Annotated in this window: 13 protein-coding genes and 1 pseudogene; 1 reads left to right on the top strand and 13 read right to left on the bottom strand. The window is 67.8% G+C overall.

Annotated elements, in window-relative coordinates; all coding sequences use genetic code 11:
• Positions 1–97: 97 nt before the first annotated feature.
• The 6 genes from B6N23_RS10915 to B6N23_RS10890 form a co-directional block, all read right to left on the bottom strand.
• Positions 98–1462: a D-alanyl-D-alanine carboxypeptidase gene (locus tag B6N23_RS10915; RefSeq protein ID WP_169956520.1), complete on the bottom strand. Its 1365-nt coding sequence runs from the start codon at positions 1460–1462 to the stop codon at positions 98–100.
• Positions 1463–1606: 144 nt separating this feature from the next.
• On the bottom strand, positions 1607–2647 hold the full coding sequence (locus B6N23_RS10910; protein WP_305498763.1) for an ABC transporter ATP-binding protein: 1041 nt from the start codon (positions 2645–2647) through the stop codon (positions 1607–1609).
• Positions 2644–3672, bottom strand: coding sequence for an ABC transporter ATP-binding protein (locus B6N23_RS10905; RefSeq protein WP_305498761.1), 1029 nt, complete (start codon positions 3670–3672; stop codon positions 2644–2646). The genes B6N23_RS10910 and B6N23_RS10905 overlap by 4 nt, the downstream gene beginning before the upstream one ends.
• Positions 3673–3733: 61 nt before the next feature.
• The gene (locus B6N23_RS10900; protein WP_305498759.1) at positions 3734–4711 is read right to left on the bottom strand and encodes an ABC transporter permease; all 978 of its coding nucleotides are present in this window, start codon (positions 4709–4711) and stop codon (positions 3734–3736) included.
• The gene (locus tag B6N23_RS10895) at positions 4708–5688 is read right to left on the bottom strand and encodes an ABC transporter permease (protein WP_305498754.1); all 981 of its coding nucleotides are present in this window, start codon (positions 5686–5688) and stop codon (positions 4708–4710) included. The genes B6N23_RS10900 and B6N23_RS10895 overlap by 4 nt, the downstream gene beginning before the upstream one ends.
• 68 nt (positions 5689–5756) lie before the next feature.
• A complete protein-coding gene (locus B6N23_RS10890; protein ID WP_305498751.1) occupies positions 5757–7154 on the bottom strand; it encodes an ABC transporter substrate-binding protein in 1398 nt (465 codons plus the stop codon).
• 74 nt (positions 7155–7228) lie between these two features.
• Here B6N23_RS10890 and B6N23_RS10885 point away from each other — a divergent pair.
• Positions 7229–8653, top strand: a pseudogene (locus tag B6N23_RS10885) (IS1380 family transposase).
• A 528-nt stretch (positions 8654–9181) separates the two neighbouring features.
• On the opposite strand, the gene B6N23_RS10880 reads toward B6N23_RS10885, so the two are convergent.
• The 7 genes from B6N23_RS10880 to B6N23_RS10850 are packed head-to-tail and all read right to left on the bottom strand — an operon-like array spanning position 9182 to position 17230.
• Positions 9182–10561, bottom strand: a complete 1380-nt coding sequence (locus B6N23_RS10880) for an L-serine ammonia-lyase (protein ID WP_305498749.1) — start codon at positions 10559–10561, stop codon at positions 9182–9184.
• Positions 10562–10598: 37 nt separating this feature from the next.
• On the bottom strand, positions 10599–11465 hold the full coding sequence (purU, locus tag B6N23_RS10875) for a formyltetrahydrofolate deformylase (protein WP_305503777.1): 867 nt from the start codon (positions 11463–11465) through the stop codon (positions 10599–10601).
• 54 nt (positions 11466–11519) lie between these two features.
• Complete coding sequence (locus B6N23_RS10870; protein ID WP_305498747.1) at positions 11520–11864, bottom strand: cupin domain-containing protein; 345 nt, start codon at positions 11862–11864, stop codon at positions 11520–11522.
• A gap of 14 nt (positions 11865–11878) precedes the next feature.
• Positions 11879–12547 (bottom strand): sarcosine oxidase subunit gamma, encoded by a 669-nt coding sequence (locus B6N23_RS10865; RefSeq protein WP_305498745.1) that lies wholly within the window; start codon positions 12545–12547, stop codon positions 11879–11881.
• Entirely contained in the window at positions 12540–15602 is a 3063-nt protein-coding gene (locus B6N23_RS10860; protein ID WP_305498743.1) for a sarcosine oxidase subunit alpha family protein, read from the bottom strand. The genes B6N23_RS10865 and B6N23_RS10860 overlap by 8 nt, the downstream gene beginning before the upstream one ends.
• Complete coding sequence (locus B6N23_RS10855) at positions 15599–15967, bottom strand: sarcosine oxidase subunit delta (RefSeq protein WP_305498741.1); 369 nt, start codon at positions 15965–15967, stop codon at positions 15599–15601. Before B6N23_RS10855 ends, B6N23_RS10860 begins: the two co-directional genes overlap by 4 nt.
• Before the next feature lie 12 nt (positions 15968–15979).
• Positions 15980–17230: a sarcosine oxidase subunit beta family protein gene (locus tag B6N23_RS10850; RefSeq protein ID WP_169956495.1), complete on the bottom strand. Its 1251-nt coding sequence runs from the start codon at positions 17228–17230 to the stop codon at positions 15980–15982.
• Positions 17231–17247 lie beyond the last annotated feature (17 nt).

Here is a 17247-nt window from a genome sequence, read left to right as displayed (position 1 = left end):
CCCAAAGCGACCACCCCGCCGACCAGAGGGCGGCGGGGTGGTGGTCCCGTGAGGCTAGCGACTCTGCCGGCAGGCGGCAAGGCCGTGCGGGGTCGGGTCAGAGGCCGGCGTTGATCACCATGCAGTCGATGCCCTCGCGCGCCAGGTTGCGGCAGGCGCGATAGGCCTGGTTCTCGTCGAGGTTGACCAGCCGGGCGCGGAAGATGGCCTGGGAGCCGCTCACCTCGTCGATATCCACCCGGGCATTGAAGAGCTCCTGGCTCAGGCGGTCGGCGGCGCGGCTGGCGTGCTGGCGGGCGTTGTCGGGATTGGAGAAGGCCCCGACCTGTACCCCCCAGCTGGCGCTTGCGCCCACCGGCTCGAGCCGGTGCAGGGTCTCGGCGCGAGGCGCCTCGGGCGCCTCGCTGCGGGCGATCAGGTCGCGAATGGGGTCGTTGGCCGAGCCCTGGGCGGTCTGCGGCAGCGAGGGCTGGACCGTGGGCAGCGGCTCCGGCGCCTGCAGGCTGGCCAGCTGGCGCTCGAGCTCCGGCGAGGGGCCGGCCGGCGTCACCGGAGCGGCCGCCGGCAGGCCATCGCCACTCATCCGGTCGCCGGAAAAGTCCGCCTGGGCCACCCAGTCGCCGCGCCCGAAGAGCGAGGCACGCACGAAGCCGCGATCGAGCAGGTCGGCCATGTGGGTATCCCGGGAGGCCGCGGTGAAGCCGCCCATCACCACCGAGACCAGGCGGCGGTTGTCGCGCACCGCCGAGGTGGCCACGTTGAAGCCGGAGGCGCGGATGAAGCCGGTCTTCAGGCCGTCGGCCCCCGCGTAGTTGCGCACCAGGCGGTTGTGGCTGTTGTGGGTGGTGCCACGGTAGGTGAAGCTCTGCCGCGAGAAGTAGTGGTAGTACTGCGGGAAGTCCTGCATCAGGCGGATGGAGAGGGTCGCCATGTCCCGGGCCGTGGTGGTCTGGCCGTTGTCGGGCAGGCCCGAGGCGTTACGGAAGACGGTATTGGGCATCCCGAGCTCCCGCGCCCTGGCGGTCATCATCTGACCGAACTGGCGCTCGCTGCCGCCCAGCGCCTCGGCCACCACCACGGCCACGTCATTGGCCGAGCGCACGACCAGCGCCAGGATCGCCTCCTCCACGGTGATGGTGGAGCCCCGCTTGAGCCACAGCTTGGAGGCCGGCATCGCCTCGGCCTGGGCCGAGACCGGCAGCGGCTGGTTGAGCCGCATGGTGCCCTTCTCCAGCTCCTCGAAGAGCAGGTAGAGCGTCATCATCTTGGTCAGCGAGGCCGGATAGCGCGTGGCATCGGCATTCGCCGCGTGCAGCACCTCGCCGCTCTCGACGTCCACCACGATGGCGGCGTAGCGCGGATTGGCCTGGGCCGTGGCGGTGATGGATATGGCCAGACACGCCAGCAGCGCGATCACGGCGATGCCATGGCGCCGGATTCTGGTTATGGTTGCGGTCACCATCTGTATTCCCTCTGGGTTCCCTGCGTGCTGTCAAAAACGGCACTGCCTCATCAAGCATTATGAACGGGAATACTCGAGTGTACAGGGCGCCAGGGCAGGAAAAACGCCGCTATTTCGCGCTTTCACATTTCTCCTGCCCCGAGTTCAGTCGATGCGCCCCTCCTCCACGGCGTGGCAGGCCACCTCGCTGCCGTCGCTTCTGGCGATCAATGCCGGCACCTCGGCCTTGCAGCGCGCGTTGGCGTGAGGGCAGCGCGGGTGGAAGGCGCAGCCCGAGGGCGGATGCACAGGGTTGGGCACCTCGCCCTCGATCATGGTCCGCTGCTTGCCCGCCCCCTCCAGGGACGGCACGGCGTCCAGCAGCATCCGCGAGTAGGGGTGACGAGGCGTGGCGAAGAGCGCCTCGGCGGGGGCGATCTCGGCGATGCGCCCCAGGTACATCACCGCGATGCGGTCGGCCATGTGCTTGACCACCGCCATGTCGTGGCTGATGAACAGGTAGGTGAGGCCGTAGGCGTCCTGCAGGTCGCGCATCAGGTTGAGGATCTGCGCCTGCACCGAGACGTCCAGCGCCGAGGTGGGTTCGTCGCAGACCATGAACTCCGGCTCGTTGGCGAGCGCCCGGGCGATCGAGATGCGCTGGCGCTGGCCGCCGGAGAACTCGTGGGGGTAGCGCAGCGCATCCGCCGCCGACATGCCCACCTGCTCGAGCAGCTCGCCCACCCGGCGGTGGCGCTCGCTAGCGCCCATCTCGGGGCGGAAGAAGCGCAGCGGCTCGCCGATGATGGTGCCCACCCGCCACAGCGGATTGAGGCTGGCGTAGGGGTCCTGGAAGATCATCTGGAAGCGCTGGCGCACCCCGGCGGCCTGGCGCCCGGTGCGACCGGCCAGGTCGCTGATCTCCTGGCCGTCGAACACCAGCCTCCCGCGGGTCAGGCCGTGGAGACCGACGATCAGCCGTGCCACCGTGGACTTGCCGCAGCCGGACTCGCCCACCAGGGCCAGGGTCTCGCCGCGGCGGATGGTGAAGCTCACCCCGTCCACCGCCTTCAGCGTCAGCCTCTCGCCACCCTCCAGCAGCCGGTTGAGCCAGGGCCGGGAGACGTCGAAGTGACGGGCCAGGTCGCGGGCCGCCAGCAGCACCTCACCCCGTGCGACCACGGGCCGGGATTCGCCACGGCTCATCGGGCCACCTCCTGACCGGCACGTCGCGGCACGGGATGCTCGGGATCGTGCAGCCAGCAGGCGGCCCGGCTGGTGCCCGCCGGCAGCAGTTCGGGGCGCTCGCGTCGGCAGCGCTCGGCGGCGTGGGGACAGCGCGGGTTGAAGGCGCAGCCCGGCGGGATCGCCGCCAGGCGCGGCATGGCGCCCTCGATCTGGTAGAGCCGCTCGCGGCGCTCCGCCAGCCCCGGGATGGAGGCCATCAGCCCCTCGCTGTAAGGGTGCTGCGGGCGGCGAATCACCTCGTTCACCGGGCCGATCTCGATCAGCCGCCCCGCATACATCACGGCGACGCGATCCGCGGTCTCGGCGATCACCCCCATGTCGTGGGTGACCAGCATCACCGCCGCGCCGCGCTCGGCGCAGACCCGCTTGAGCAGGGCGAGGATCTGCGCCTGCACCGAGACGTCCAGCGCCGTGGTGGGCTCGTCGGCGATGATCAGCTCGGGCTCTGCGGCCAGCGCCAGGGCGATCACCACCCGCTGGCGCATGCCCCCCGAGAACTGGTGGGGGTAGCTGTCCAGGCGGGTCTCCGGGGCGGGAATGCCCACCTCGGTGAGCAGCGACACAGCCCGGGCCCGGGCCTGCTTCTCGTTCATCGGCAGGTGGGCGCGGATGGTCTCCACCAGCTGGTCGCCGATGGAGAAGAGCGGGTTGAGGCTGGTGAGCGGGTCCTGGAAGATCATGCCGATATGGCGCCCGCGCAGGGGCACGAAGTCCTCCTCGGCGAGATCGTCGATGCGTCGCCCCGCCAGGTGGATCTCGCCGCCGGCGATATGGCCCGGCGGCTCGAGCAGCTGGATCACGGCGTTGCCGGTCATCGACTTGCCGGCGCCGGACTCCCCCACCACCCCGAGCACTTCGCCCGGGGCGATATCGAAGGAGACGTCGTCCAGCGCCACCAGGGTGGCGTGGCGGGTGGGGAACTCCACCCGCAGGTGGCGTACGCTGAGCACGGGCTCCCGCTCGCCGTCGGGCTTGTGGCCCATCGCGGCGGCGCTCCGGTCGCCCGGCACTTGCTCGGCGGCGCTTGGCTCGACGGTGCTTGGCTCAACGGAGCTTGGGGTTGAGGACATCACGCAACCAGTCTCCCAGCAGGTTGACGGAGAGCGCCAGCAGCAGCAGCGCCACCCCGGGGAAGAGCAGGATCCACCACTCTCCCGAGAACATGTAGTCCTGGCCGACCCGGATCAGGGTCCCCAGGCTTGGCTGGGTGGCCGGCATGCCGACCCCCAGGAAGGAGAGCGTCGCCTCGGCGATGATGGCGAGCGCCAGGCCAATGGTGCCGATCACCAGCACCGGGCGCAGCACGTTGGGCAGGATGTGCTGGAAGAGGATGCGGCGATCCGGCAGGCCGATCACCCGCGCCGCCTGCACGTACTCCTTGCCCTTCTCCACCATGGTCGCCCCGCGCACCGCCCGGGCGTACTGCACCCAGTCGGAGAGGCCAATGGCGATGATCAGCACGATGATCGCCACCTCCGCGTGCATGGAGCGCGGCAGGAAGCCGCGGATCACCCCGAAGATCAAGAGCGCCATCAGGATCGACGGGAAGGTGAGCTGGACGTCGGCGATGCGCATGATCAGGGCATCCCGCCAGCCGCCGCGGAAGCCGGCCAGCAGGCCCAGCGCCGTGCCCAGCGCCAGGGCGAAGAGCACCGCGGCGAAGCCCACCAGCAGCGAGATGCGCGAGCCGTAGAGGATCGCCGAGAAGACGTCGCGGCCCTGGCTGTCGCTGCCCAGCAGGTAGAAGTTGCCGGTGAAGTCCGAGGTGGTCAGCGGCGGTGTGAAGGCGTCGATCAGCTCCAGTTGGCGCGGGTCGAAGGGGTTCTGGGGGGCGATCCAGGGGGCGAACAGGGCAGCGGCGAACATCACCAGGGTGACCAGGGTGGCGAGAATCACCACCGGCTGGCGCTGCCAGGAGTAGACGATGTCGCTATCGAGGAAGGTCCTGAGTCGGCCCGGCGGCCTGGGCGCGATGGGCGCCGCGACGGCCGCGCTCTCGCGGGGCTTCATGTCCTGGCTCATTTGGCACCTCCCTGCACGCGCAGACGCGGGTCGACGGCGTAGTAGAGCAGGTCGACGATCAGATTGATGACCACGAACACCAGAGCAATCATCATCATATAGGCGGCCATCACCGGGATGTCCACGAAGCGCACCGCGGTGATGAACAGCGCCCCCACGCCGGGCCACTGGAACACCGTCTCGGTGATGATGGCGAAGGCGATGATGGTGCCGAGCTGCAGGCCGATAATGGTGATCACCGGAATCAGGGTGTTCTTCAGCGCATGGCGCAGGTTGACCACCCGCTTCGACAGCCCCCGGGCCCGGGCGAACTTGATGTAGTCGGTGCGCAGCACCTCGAGCATCTCGGCGCGCACCAGGCGCATGATCAGCGTCAGCTGGAAGAGCCCGAGGGTGATCGCCGGCAGGATCAGCGAGCGTAAGCCGCTGGCCGTGAGTAGGCCGGTGGTCCACCAGTCGCCCAGGCGTACCGTCTGGCCGCGACCGAAGGCGGGCAGCCAGCCCAGCTCCACGGCGAAGACGTAGATCAGCAGGATGCCGATCAGGAAGGTGGGCAGCGACACCCCGATCAGCGAGGCGGTCATGATGAACTTCGACAGCCAGCTGCCGCGCTGGATGGCGGTGTAGATGCCGAGCACGATGCCCATCACCACGGCGAAGATCGCCGAGATGATGGCGAGCTCCAGGGTCGCCGGCAGGCGCTCCATGATCAGGTCGGTGACCGGCCGCGCCGAGCGATAGGAGATGCCGAACTCGAACTGGGCGGCATTGACGATGAACTGCCAGAACTGCACCACTACCGGCTGGTCGAGTCCGAGCTGGGCACGCAGCGCGGCGCGGTCGGCCTCGGTGGCCTCCTGGCCGAGCATGTTGAGCACCGGGTCGCCGACGTAGTGGAACAGCGAGAAGGAGATGAGCGCGACCACGAACATCACGAAGATAGCCTGCAGCACGCGCTGGATCAGGAAAGCGAGCATGGGGTTACCACAGCGTTGTCCCCCCCCGCTGCTTGTGGCGGCCGGGGGGCTTGGGCGTTACCAACGACTCAGTCGTTGAACTTCAGGTACTTGAAGTGCGGCGTGTTCTCGCTCTGCACCTTGAAGTCGATATCGTCGCGCATGGACCAGGTGAGCATCTGGTGGTGGATCGGGATATAGACGATCTCGTCGTGCACGATCTGCCACGCCTCCTCGATCATGGCGTTGCGCGCCTCGATGTCGGTCTCCTGGCCCCTGGCCACGGTCAGCTCATCGACCCGCTCGTCGGAGTAGCCGGTGAAGTTCCAGCTGCCGCGATCGCCCTCCTTGGTGTGGTAGAGGTAGTTGAAGACGTACTCGGAGTCCATGGTCGGCACGCCCCAGCCGAGCATGTAGAAGTCGTACTCCTCCCGGGCCAGCTCGGCGAAGTGCAGCGAGCGGGTCTGGGCCACCAGGTCCACGGTGATGCCGATGCGCGCCAGCATGCTGACCACCGCCTGGCAGATCTGCTCGTCGTTGACGTAGCGGTCGTTGGGGCACTGCAGGGTGACGCGGAAGCCGTCGCCGTAGCCCGCCTCCGCCATCAGCTCGTTGGCCCGGTCGAGGTCGGCGGGCACCACCACGTCGAGTTCCTCGGAGTAGCCGTTGACGAAGGGGGGCGCGATCATGCCGGCGGGCTCGGCGTTGCCGCGCATCACCGCCCGCTGGATGGTGGTCTGGTCCACGGCGAGATCGATCGCCTCGCGCACGCGGCGGTCGGCGAAGGGGTTGTCGTCGGTGTCGGCGGTGCGCAGCTCGGCGGAGCCCAGGTCCATGCCCAGGAAGATGGTGCGGTTCTCGGCCCCCTGCTCGTTCTTCAGGCCCGGGGCGTTGGCGAGGCGCTCGATGTCCTGCACCGGGGTCTCCTGGAGCAGGTCGACCTCGCCGGAGAGCAGCGCCGCCACTCGGGTGGCCGCCGACTCGATGGGGGTGAAGATCAGCTCGGAGATCTCCATGGGGTAGTGATCGATGCCCCAGTAGTCGTCGTTGCGGACCAGCACGGTGCGCACGTCGGGCTCGCGGCTCTGCACCCGGAAGGGGCCGGTGCCGTTGGCATTGCGCACCGCATGGGTCTCCTCGCCCGCGGCGTAGTTCTGCGGCTCCTCGACGCCGTGCTCCTCGGCCCACCCGCGGCTCATGATGAAGAGGTTGGTGAGGTTGTTGGGCAGCAGCGGGTTGGGGTCGTGGGTCTCCACGTGCACCGTGTAGTCATCCTCGGGGCGCACCTCCTTGATGGAGGTGAGCAGGCCGCGCATGTCGGCGTTCTCGTGACGCGCCCGGTTCAGCGAGAAGACCACGTCATCGGCGCTCAGCGCCTGGCCCTCGTGGAAGGTGACCCCCTCGCGGATCTTGAAGACCCAGACGTGGGGGTCGTCCTCGTGCACGTGCCACTCGGTGGCCAGGCCCGGCTGGTACTCCACGTCCATGTCCTGATCCCGCCTTATTCATGAGACCGGCCTGAAAACGAAGATAGCGGATGGTATCCTCTTGAAAATTCAGTGTGTTCCGCCAAGAACCTGATCCAAGGGAGCCATCCGCTATGGGTGAAAGCCTATCCACCTGGACGCCCTCGTGCAACGGCTCTGTCCGTGTCGAGCTGAGCGGCCACCGCACCACCAGCGACAGCGGCGCTTTGTTGCTGCGTGAAGCCCTCGACAACAGCGGCGTGATTGAGGCGCTCGAAGACAACCTGGTCGATCCGCGTCACCCGCTGCCGTATCCGCCACTCCCTGGCCAGTCAGCTACGCACCCTGGTGCTGCAGCGCGCGATGGGCTGGATCGATCTCAGCGATACCGACACGCTGCGCCGTGACCCGCTCTGGCAGTTGGCCTGTAGCGACGCGCGCGGGACGACGCCATTGGCGCAGGACCGGCCGTCTCAAGCCACGCTGTCGCGGCTGCTGACCTGCCTCGGCCGCAACGACAACATCGATGCCGTGCACGAAGGCCTGCTGCGGCTGGTGCTCTGGCGCCTGACCTCGCTGAAGAACGGCGAGCGCCCCAAGCAGCTGACGCTGGACATCGACGGCCTGCCGATCGAGGTCCACGGTCACCAAGGTGGCTCGGCCTACCATGGCCTTTACGGTACCCGCATCTACTCGCCGCTGGTCGCCTCGCTGGCCGAAACAGGCGACATGGTCGGTGGCCTGCTACGCGAGGGCAACGCCGGCCCGGCTGAGAATGCCGATACATGGATCCCCCATCTGGTGACCGGCTCAACGAGAGCACTGGCGCCCAGGTTCGGGTGCGCATCGATGCCGGATTCACCGACAACGACACGCTGGAGGCGCTGGAAGAGCGCGACATCGAGTATCTGGGCCGGTTACGCAGCCACAAGGGCCTGCAAAAATTGGCGGCGCCCTACCTGAAGCGGCCCCGCGGCCGACCGCCTGAACAGCCTCGAGAATGGTGCCATGACCTTGAGTACCAAGCCGGTTCCTGGCCGGCACCACGGCGCGTCGTGCTGGTCGTGCAGGAGCGCCCCGATGACCTGCTGCTGCATGCCTTCTTCCTGGTCACCAACCTCAGCAAGTTCGACTGGCCGCCAGAGAAGGTCCTAGCACTCTATCGCAAGCGCGGCAGCGCCGAGGCGCACATGGGCGAAGTGAAGTCGGCGCTCGACGTGCACCTCTCGTCGACCGATCGCGGCGCCTCCACCGTTCAGGACGTGATGGCGCGCAACGAGGTGAGCTTGCTGCTCAGTCAGTCTCTCTACGCCTACCAGGTCCTGCATGGCCTGCGCTGCCTCCTGGAGCGGCAAACCCGACAAGGCTGGAGCCTGAGCCGGATGCGCGAGCAGGTGCTCAAGGTCGCCGCCACGCTGAGGCTGCACGCTCGGCGAATCACCGTTCATCTGGGTGCCGCCGCCGACAAGTGGTGGCCGACGCTGCTGAAGGGGCTACCGAAGCTGACCGCACTGAGCTGACGCTCCTGCGAGACCACCACAGCATCAGAAAGCGAGCGACCGGAGCGGCGGTCGGCGATCACGGCTGCTTGGACGGCCGCCATTGATTCCAAAGAGCTATAAGTAAGTAGGAAAAGGGCTGCGTTCTGGCATTACTCAACAGCCACTCGCGCTGAAGAGGCGAATCCTGATAAGCAATGCCAACAGCCAGTACCTTCAGACCGCTCAATCAGCGCCCTCGTGAATAAGGCGGGCTGATAGATCAGCACGTCGAAGATCTGATGGTTCAGCGCGTGGGGCCGGCCCCTCGTTCTGGGAGTGGGGATCGAGGGTCAGGCCGTCGGCGGAGCGGGTCCAGCGCAGGGTATCGGCATGGGCAGCGGAGGCGACCATGGCGGCCGCCATGGCGGAAACGAGCAGTGTCTTCCTGAACATCTTGTTGTTCCTCGTTCAAGCGTTTGATGGGCACAGGCCCTGACAGGGTTTCTCCCATAACGTAGACGAGAAAGGAAGGCACCGGCCGTCAACGCTTTCAGCGCTGCCCCGCCCTCAACACTCGATGGCGTTGACCGCCAGCCCCCCCATCGAGGTCTCCTTGTACTTGGCCTGCATGTCGGCCCCGGTGTCGCGCATGGTGCGGATCACCTTGTCCAGGGAGATGAAGTGCTCGCCGTCACCGCGCAGCGCCATCTGGGCGGCATTGATCGCCTTCACCGAGGCGATGGCGTTGCGCTCGATGCAGGGCACCTGGACGAGCCCGCCCACCGGGTCGCAGGTCAGCCCCAGGTTGTGCTCCAGGCCGATCTCGGCGGCGTTCTCCACCTGGCCCACGCTGCCCCCCATCACCTCGGCGAGGCCGGCGGCGGCCATGGCGCAGGCGGAGCCCACTTCTCCTTGGCACCCTACCTCGGCGCCGGAGATGGAGGCGTTCTTCTTGCACAGGATCCCCACCGCCCCAGCGGCGAGCAGGAAGTCCACCACGTCTCGCTCGCAGGCGCCGGGCTGGAACTGCATGTAGTAGTGCAGCACCGCGGGAATGATGCCCGCCGCGCCGTTGGTGGGGGCGGTGACCATGCGCCCGCCGGCGGCGTTCTCCTCGTTGACCGCCAGGGCATAGAGGTTGACCCAGTCCATGGCCGACATGGTAGAGGCAATCAGCGAGGGGCTCTCCTCGGCCGCCAGCAGCCGCTGGTGCAGGGAGCGGGCGCGCCGACGCACGTTGAGCCCACCGGGCAGCACCCCTTCGGCCTCCAGCCCCTTGGCCACGCAGGCTTTCATGGCTTGCCAGGTTCGACACAGCTCGGCGCGCACCTCGGCCTCGCTGCGCCACACCTTCTCGTTCTCCAGCATCAGCTCGCTGATGCGCAGACCGCTCTCCCGGCACATGCGCAGCAGCTCTTCCGCCGTCTGGAAGTCATAGGGCAGCACGGTGGCGTCGCTATCGAGCTCGCCCCGCTCGGCCTGGGCCTCATCGATGACGAAGCCGCCGCCCACCGAGTAGTAGGTGTTCTGGTAGAGCTCGCCGGCGTGGCCGTGGGCGATCAGCCGCATGGCGTTGGGGTGGTGGGGCAGGATGTCGGTGTGCAGCTGCATATCCCGTGCCCACAGGAAGGGCACACTGTGGCGCCCGTCCAGGCGCAGGGCGCCACACTTCTGCAGCTCCTCGATGCAGGGAGCGATGATGGCGGGGTCGATGCGATCGGGCCGCTCGCCCATCAGCCCCATGATCACCGCCCGGTCGGTAGCGTGGCCGATACCGGTGGCGGAGAGCGAGCCGAACAGCTGAACCTCGAGGCGACAGACGCGCTCGAGCAGCTCGCGCTCCCGGAGTTCGCCGACGAAATCATGGGCCGCCCGCATGGGCCCCACGGTATGCGAGCTCGAGGGCCCGACGCCGATCTTGAATAGATCGAAGACGCTGATTGCCATGGCTTGTCACTCTCGAAAACGGTTGTTGTTGTCAGGATTAGCGGTCGAAGACCACGGTACGACTGGCGTGCAGGAAAACGCGGCGCTCCACGTGCAGTGCGACGGCCCGAGCCAGGGTGAGGCACTCGATATCGCGCCCCTTGGCGACGAGGTCCTCCGGGTAGTCGGTGTGGCTGACCGACTCGACCCCTTGGGTGATGATCGGCCCCTCGTCGAGGTCGTCGTTGATGTAGTGGGCGGTGGCGCCGACCAGCTTCACGCCCTTGTCGTAGGCCTGGTGGTAGGGCTTGGCGCCCTTGAAGCCCGGCAGCAGCGAGTGGTGGATATTGATCGCGCGGCCGCTGAGCCTTTCGCACATCTCGCTCGACAGGACCCGCATGTAGCGGGCGAGGATCACCAGCTCGGCGCCGGTCTCCTCGACCACCACCCACACCTTCGCCTCCTGCTCGGCCTTGCTCTCCGGCGTGATGGGAAAGTGGTGATAGGCGATGCCGTGCCACTCCGCCAGGGAGGCAAGGTCCGGGTGGTTGGAGACGATGGCGCAAATGTCGATCGGCAGCTGGCCGATGCGATAGCGATAGAGCAGGTCGTTCAGGCAGTGATCGGCCCTGGAGACCATGATCACCACCGGCATTCGGGTGCCCGGGGCGGTCAGCTCGAAGGTCATGTCGAACTCGGCGGCGCGCTCGGCGAAGCCGGCCTCGAAGGCCACCCGATCGAACCCTTCCGCCTCGGGACGAAACTCGGTGCGGATGAAGAAGCCGCCGCCCTGGCGGTCATCGAAGGAGTGCTGCTCGGTGATATAGCAGCGGCTCTCCTTGAGGAAGCGGGTCACCACGTCCACGGTGCCCAGCCGGCTCGGACATTGAGCCACCAGAATCCAGTTGCTTTCCTTGGGCCCCATCATCCTCTCTCCTCTGTTTGTCGCGCCGAGCGTCTGGCTCGGCGCGACGCTGGCTCAGGCGAACACGAAATACTTGCGAACGGTCTCGACGACTTCCCAGGTGCCCTTGAAGCCGGGCTCGACGATGAAGATGTCGCCGGCCTTCAGGTGAATCGGCTCGCCGCCCTCCGGCGTGAGCACGCAGTACCCCTCGCGAAAATCGCAGTACTCCCACTTGGTATAGTTGACCGCCCACCGGCCCGGCGTGCAGATCAAGGTGCCCATCGTCTTGGTGCCGTCCTCGGACGCATAGGCATTGAGGTTGACGGTGTGGGGGTCGCCGGAGAGCTTTTCCCAGGAGCTGGCGTCCAGCAGCACGTCCGGCTGGGCGTCACGCAACAGCTTGATCTTGTTGGTCATCATCCTTCCTCTTCTCAACGTTCAACGCCGATGGCGTATTCGCTGCCCGCATCCAGGATCCAGCGGTAGCAGTAGTCGGCGAAGCTGCGCCGCAGCACCAGTTCCCAGCGTTCCTCGCTGGGGCGGCGCAGGATCAGGTTGGCCTTGGCGAACACCGTGGTGACGCCCTTACCCACCGGGAAGGCATCCGGGTGGACGTCGTAGGGCGTCGACTTCATCAGAAGCTCCCGGGCCATCTCGCCCTCGAGCTCGAGCAGGGTCTGGCCGCCGCTGACGTTGACGATGGCGTAGTTTTTGACAGAGGTATCGCGGGCGTCGCCCAGGGCCTCGCGCAGCCTGCCCTCCAGGGCGAACTCCTCGCCGCCGGGGACGATCAGCAGCCACTCGTCCGGCGAGAGCCACTGGATCGAGCGCTCGCCGCCCTCGTCCTGGGTCAGGGTGTTGGGGCGCCCCGGCAGGCCGAAGCCGAGCACCCCGCGGACGGCCTCGTCGAGGACAATGGCGCCGCCGCGCAGGATCAGGTGGCCGAGCATGGCGCGTTCGCGCAGCACCACTCGGCTCTTCTGGCTGACCGCCGGGCGGCCACTCTTGTGGTAGGACCAGGCCAGCGGCGACTCCGCCGGCACCTCAACCTCGGGACGGGCGTCGTAGTGGTTGAACCAGGTGGCAGTTTGCTCAGACATGCTGGCGCTCTCCCTTGGGGTCGTAGAAGATCGGGCTGACGATTTCCGCGGCGTGGGTCTTGCCATCGGCCATGGGCAGGTAGACGGTCTCGCCCAGGCGCTGATGTCCCCCCTTGACCACGGCGAGGGCAAAGCCGCTCTTCAGGGTCGGGCTGTAGTAGCTGGAGGTCACGTGGCCCACCATGGGCATCGGGATGGCATGGTCCGGGTCGAAGACGATCTGGGCCCCCTCCTCCAGTACCACCGACGGATCTCTGGGCTTCAGGCCCACCAGCTGCTTGCGGTCGACGCGGCGGGTATCGGAGCGCGACAGCGCCCGCTTGCCCACCCAGGAGTAGGGCTTGTCGTAGCCGACGGCCCACTGCATGCCGAGGTCCTCCGGGGTCACCGAGCCGTCGCTCTCCTGGCCGGCGATGATGAAGCCCTTCTCGGCGCGCAGGACGTGCATGGTCTCGGTGCCATAGGGGGTCAGGCCGTACTTCTCGCCGTGCTTGAACAGGGTCTTCCAGACGTGCAGGGCGTAGTTGGCCTGGACGTTGATCTCGTAGGCGAGCTCGCCGGTGAAGGAGATGCGGAAGACCCGCGCCGGCACGTCGGCCACCCTGCCCTCGCGCCAGTCCATGAACTTGAACTTCTCGCGATCGAGGTCGATGTCGGTGATCTCGGCGAGGAGCTTGCGCGCCTCGGGCCCGGTCACCGTCATGGTCGCCCAGTGGTCGGTCACCGAGGTGAAGGTGACGTCGAGCTCGGGCCACTCGGTCTGGTGCCACAGCTCGAGCCACTCCATGACCCCCGCGGCGCCGCCGGTGGTGGTGGTCATCAGGAAGTGGTTCTCGCCCAGGCAGCTGGTGGTGCCGTCATCCATCAGCATGCCGTCGTCGCGACACATCAGCCCGTAGCGGCACTTGCCGACGGCCAGCTTCTCCCACTTGTTGGTATAGATACGGCCCAGGAACTCACGGGCGTCTGGCCCCTGGATGTCGATCTTGCCGAGCGTCGAGGCGTCGAGGATCCCGACCTTCTCGCGCACCGCCAGGCACTCGCGGGCCACCGCCTCCGCCATGCTCTCGCGTTCGCCGTTCGCGGCGTCGGGGCGTACTTGTGGAAAGTACCAGGGGCGCTTCCACTGGCCCACGTCCTCGAACTCGGCGCCGTTCTCCACGTGCCACTGGTGCAGGGCGGTGTAGCGCTCGGGGTCGAAGAGGTCGCGGCAGTGGCGGCCGGCGATGGCGCCGAAGGTCACCGGGGTATAGTTGGGCCGGAACACCGTAGTGCCCACCTCGGGGATCGACCTGTTCAGGCAGCGCGCGGCAATGGCCATGCCGTTGATGTTGCCGAGCTTGCCCTGGTCGGTGCCGAAGCCCATGGCGGTGTAGCGCTTGACGTGCTCGATGGACTCGAAGCCCTCGCGGGTGGCCAGCTCGATGGCCGCCGCGGTGACGTCGTTCTGCAGGTCGACGAACTGCTTGGGCGCACGCAGGGTGGGCTTCTCGTGGGGCACCTGATAGAGCGCACAGGCCTTGCCCTCGCGGCAGGCGTCGACCTGGGGCAGCTCGATGGTGCTGGCCGTGCGGCCCAGCGCGGCCAGCGCCTCGCACGCCCTGGCCACGCCGTCGGCCAGCCCCTCGGCCAGGTCGTGGATCCCCCGGGCGCTGCCGGCGGCGTGCACGCCCTTCACCAGGCTGGGTACGAAGCCGAGGATCTCGTCGTTCCAGGTCGGCCGGGCACCGGTGTGGGAGGCCAGGTGGATCACCGGGCTGTAGCCGCCGGAGCTGGCGATGGTGTCGCAGGCCAGGGTCTCGGCCTGGCCGGTCACCTTGAAGGCCTGGGCATCGATGGTGGCCACGCGGGCGCCGCTGACGCGGCTGCCGCCCTTGGCCTCGATCACTGCGGCACCTTCGATGATGCGAATGCCGCGGGCGCGGGCCTGCTCCACCAGCTCGCCGTCCGGCGCCTGGCGCGCATCGACGATGGCCACCACCTCGCGGCCGGCGTCATCCCAGTCCAGGGCGGCGCGATAGGCATGGTCGTTGCTGGTGGAGAGCACCAGCCGGTTGCCCGGCACCACGCCGTAGCGGCGGATATAGGTGGAGACGGCGCCGGCCAGCAGGTTGCCCGGCACGTCGTTGCCGGCGTAGACCAGCGGCCGCTCGTGGGCACCGGTGGCCAGCAGCACCTGGCCGGCGCGCACGCGATGCATCCGCGACCGGGAGGGGCGGACGCCGTCGACCAGCGGCGCGGTCTCGCCGAGGTGCTCGGTGCGCCGCTCGTGCAGGGTCACGAAATGATGGTCGTGGTAGCCGTTGGCGGTGGTGCGCGGCAGCAGGGTGACGTTGTCGAGCCCGGCGAGCTCCTCTACCACGCGCTGCACCCACTGGGCGGCGGGCTGATGGTCGAGCAGCTCGCGGCTGTCCAGCAGCGAGCCGCCCAGCTCCTCCTGTTCGTCACAGAGGATCACCCGGGCGCCGCCGCGCGCGGCGGTCAGCGCCGCGGCAAGGCCAGCGGGGCCGGCGCCGATCACCAGCAGGTCGCAGTGCTGGTTGAGGTGGTCATAGGTATCCGGGTCGGACTCTATGGGGCTGCGGCCCAGGCCCGCGCCCTTGCGGATGAACTTCTCATAGGTCATCCACATGGAGGCCGGGGCCATGAAGGTCTTGTAGTAGAAGCCCGGCGGCATGAAGCGACCGCCCAGCTTGCCCACCAGGCTCATGGCGTCGCGCTGGACGTTGGGCCAGCCGTTGGTGCTGCGCGCCACCAGGCCGTCGAACAGCGCCTGCTGGGTGGCGCGCACGTTGGGCACCTGGGCCGCCTCGCTGCTGCCCAGCTGGACCAGCGCATTGGGCTCCTCGGCGCCGGCGGCGACGATGCCCCGGGCGCGCGCATACTTGAAGCTGCGGTTGACGATATCTACCCCGTTGGCAAGCAGCGCCGAGGCCAGGGTGTCACCGGCATAGCCCTGATAGCGCTTGCCGTTGAAGGTGAAGGTAAGCCGGCGGGAGCGATCGATGCGCCCGCCCTCGTTGAGGCGATTCGGCTGATTGGACGACTGGCTCATGCCTTGACTCCTTCCTTGCGCTCGACCACTTCCGCCCTGGGGGCGACGCTCTCGGCGGCCTCGGTCGGCCGGCCATCGGGATGCTCGGCGGTGAAGCGCGGCCGCTCGCCGACCTTGTAGCTCTCGAGGATCTCGTAGCTCACGGTATTACGCGTGATGTTGAAGAACTTGCGACAGCCGACGGCGTGCACCCACAGCTCGTGGTGAATGCCGCGCGGATTGTCACGGAAGAAGAGGTAGTCACCCCACTCCTTGTCGGAGCAGGCCTCGGGCTCCGCGGGGCGCGCGATGTGCGCCTGGCCCTTGGGACGGAACTCCTCTTCCTCGCGGTGCTCCTCGCAGTGGGGGCAGTAGATAAGAAACATGGGATTGCCTCCTTAGTGAGCCACGCCGGCCGCACCGTGCTCGTCGACGAGAGCACCGGTGTGGAAACGGTCGATGGAGAACGGGGCCGCGAGGGGGTGGGCCTGATTCTTGGCCAGGGTCCAGGCGAACACGTGGCCGGAGCCGGGGGTGGCCTTGAAGCCGCCGGTGCCCCAGCCGCAGTTGAAGAAGAGCCCCTTCACCGGCGTGGCGGAGAGGATCGGGCAGGCGTCCGGGCAGGTGTCGACGATGCCGCCCCACTGGCGGTTCATGCGCACCCGGGAGAAGATCGGGAACATCTCGACGATGGCCTGCAGGGTGTGCTCCACGGTGGGGTAGCTGCCGCGCTGGCCGTAGCCGTTGTAGCCGTCGATGCCGGCGCCGATCACCAGGTCGCCCTTGTCGGTCTGGCTGATGTAGCCGTGCACGTGGTTGGACATCACCACCGTATCGAGAATCGGCTTGAGCGGCTCGGAGACCAGCGCCTGCAGCGGGTGGGACTCGAGCGGCAGTCGGAAGCCGGCCATCCCGGCGAGCACGCCGGAGTTGCCCGCCGCCACGCAGCCCACGGTCTTCGCCTCGATGTCGCCGCGGTTGGTGTGCACCCCGTAGACGCGGCCGTCGCGGATCTTGAAGCCGGTCACCTCGGTGTTCTGCAGCAGGTCGACGCCGAGGGCGTCGGCGGCCCGGGCATAGCCCCAGGCCACGGCGTCGTGGCGCGCCACGCCGGCCCGCGGCTGCCAGGAGGCGCCGAGGATCGGGTAGCGGGCATTCTTCGAGCAGTCCATGATCGGCACGATCTCCTGGATCTGCGCCGGGGTGAGCACCTCGCCGTCGATGCCGTTCAGGCGGTTGGCGTTGACTCGGCGCTGGATGTCACGCATGTCCTGCAGGGTGTGGCCCAGGTTCATCACGCCGCGCTGGGAGAACATGACGTTGTAGTTGAGGTCCTGGGAGAGCCCCTCCCACAGCTTCATGGCGTGCTCGTAGAGCGCCGCCGACTCGTCCCATAAATAGTTCGAGCGCACGATAGTCGTATTACGAGCCGTATTACCGCCGCCCAGCCAGCCCTTCTCGACCACCGCCACATTGGTGATGCCGTGCTCCTTGGCCAGGTAGTAGGCGGTGGCCAGGCCGTGGCCGCCGCCGCCGACGATGATCACGTCGTACTGCTTCTTCGGCGTGGGATTGCGCCACTGGCGCTCCCAGTTCTCATGGTGGCTGAGCGCGTGCTTGGCCAGCCCGAATCCTGAATAGCGTTGCATCTCGTCTCTCCTCGACC

The organism is Halomonas alkalicola (assembly GCF_030704205.1).
Lineage (GTDB): Bacteria > Pseudomonadota > Gammaproteobacteria > Pseudomonadales > Halomonadaceae > Halomonas > Halomonas alkalicola.
The sequence above is the reverse complement of the archived record's forward strand: the minus strand, read 5'-3'. Positions and strand labels throughout refer to the sequence as shown.

Excerpts from the sequence above, each read along its gene's own strand:
- B6N23_RS10915 (WP_169956520.1), bottom strand. The coding sequence starts at position 1,462 with ATGGTGACCGCAACCATAACCAGAATCCGGCGCCATGGCATCGCCGTG.
- B6N23_RS10910 (WP_305498763.1), bottom strand. The coding sequence starts at position 2,647 with ATGAGCCGTGGCGAATCCCGGCCCGTGGTCGCACGGGGTGAGGTGCTG.
- B6N23_RS10905 (WP_305498761.1), bottom strand. The coding sequence starts at position 3,672 with ATGGGCCACAAGCCCGACGGCGAGCGGGAGCCCGTGCTCAGCGTACGC.
- B6N23_RS10900 (WP_305498759.1), bottom strand. The coding sequence starts at position 4,711 with ATGAGCCAGGACATGAAGCCCCGCGAGAGCGCGGCCGTCGCGGCGCCC.
- B6N23_RS10895 (WP_305498754.1), bottom strand. The coding sequence starts at position 5,688 with ATGCTCGCTTTCCTGATCCAGCGCGTGCTGCAGGCTATCTTCGTGATG.
- B6N23_RS10890 (WP_305498751.1), bottom strand. The coding sequence starts at position 7,154 with ATGGACGTGGAGTACCAGCCGGGCCTGGCCACCGAGTGGCACGTGCAC.
- B6N23_RS10880 (WP_305498749.1), bottom strand. The coding sequence starts at position 10,561 with ATGGCAATCAGCGTCTTCGATCTATTCAAGATCGGCGTCGGGCCCTCG.
- purU (WP_305503777.1), bottom strand. The coding sequence starts at position 11,465 with ATGGGGCCCAAGGAAAGCAACTGGATTCTGGTGGCTCAATGTCCGAGC.
- B6N23_RS10870 (WP_305498747.1), bottom strand. The coding sequence starts at position 11,864 with ATGACCAACAAGATCAAGCTGTTGCGTGACGCCCAGCCGGACGTGCTG.
- B6N23_RS10865 (WP_305498745.1), bottom strand. The coding sequence starts at position 12,547 with ATGTCTGAGCAAACTGCCACCTGGTTCAACCACTACGACGCCCGTCCC.
- B6N23_RS10860 (WP_305498743.1), bottom strand. The coding sequence starts at position 15,602 with ATGAGCCAGTCGTCCAATCAGCCGAATCGCCTCAACGAGGGCGGGCGC.
- B6N23_RS10855 (WP_305498741.1), bottom strand. The coding sequence starts at position 15,967 with ATGTTTCTTATCTACTGCCCCCACTGCGAGGAGCACCGCGAGGAAGAG.
- B6N23_RS10850 (WP_169956495.1), bottom strand. The coding sequence starts at position 17,230 with ATGCAACGCTATTCAGGATTCGGGCTGGCCAAGCACGCGCTCAGCCAC.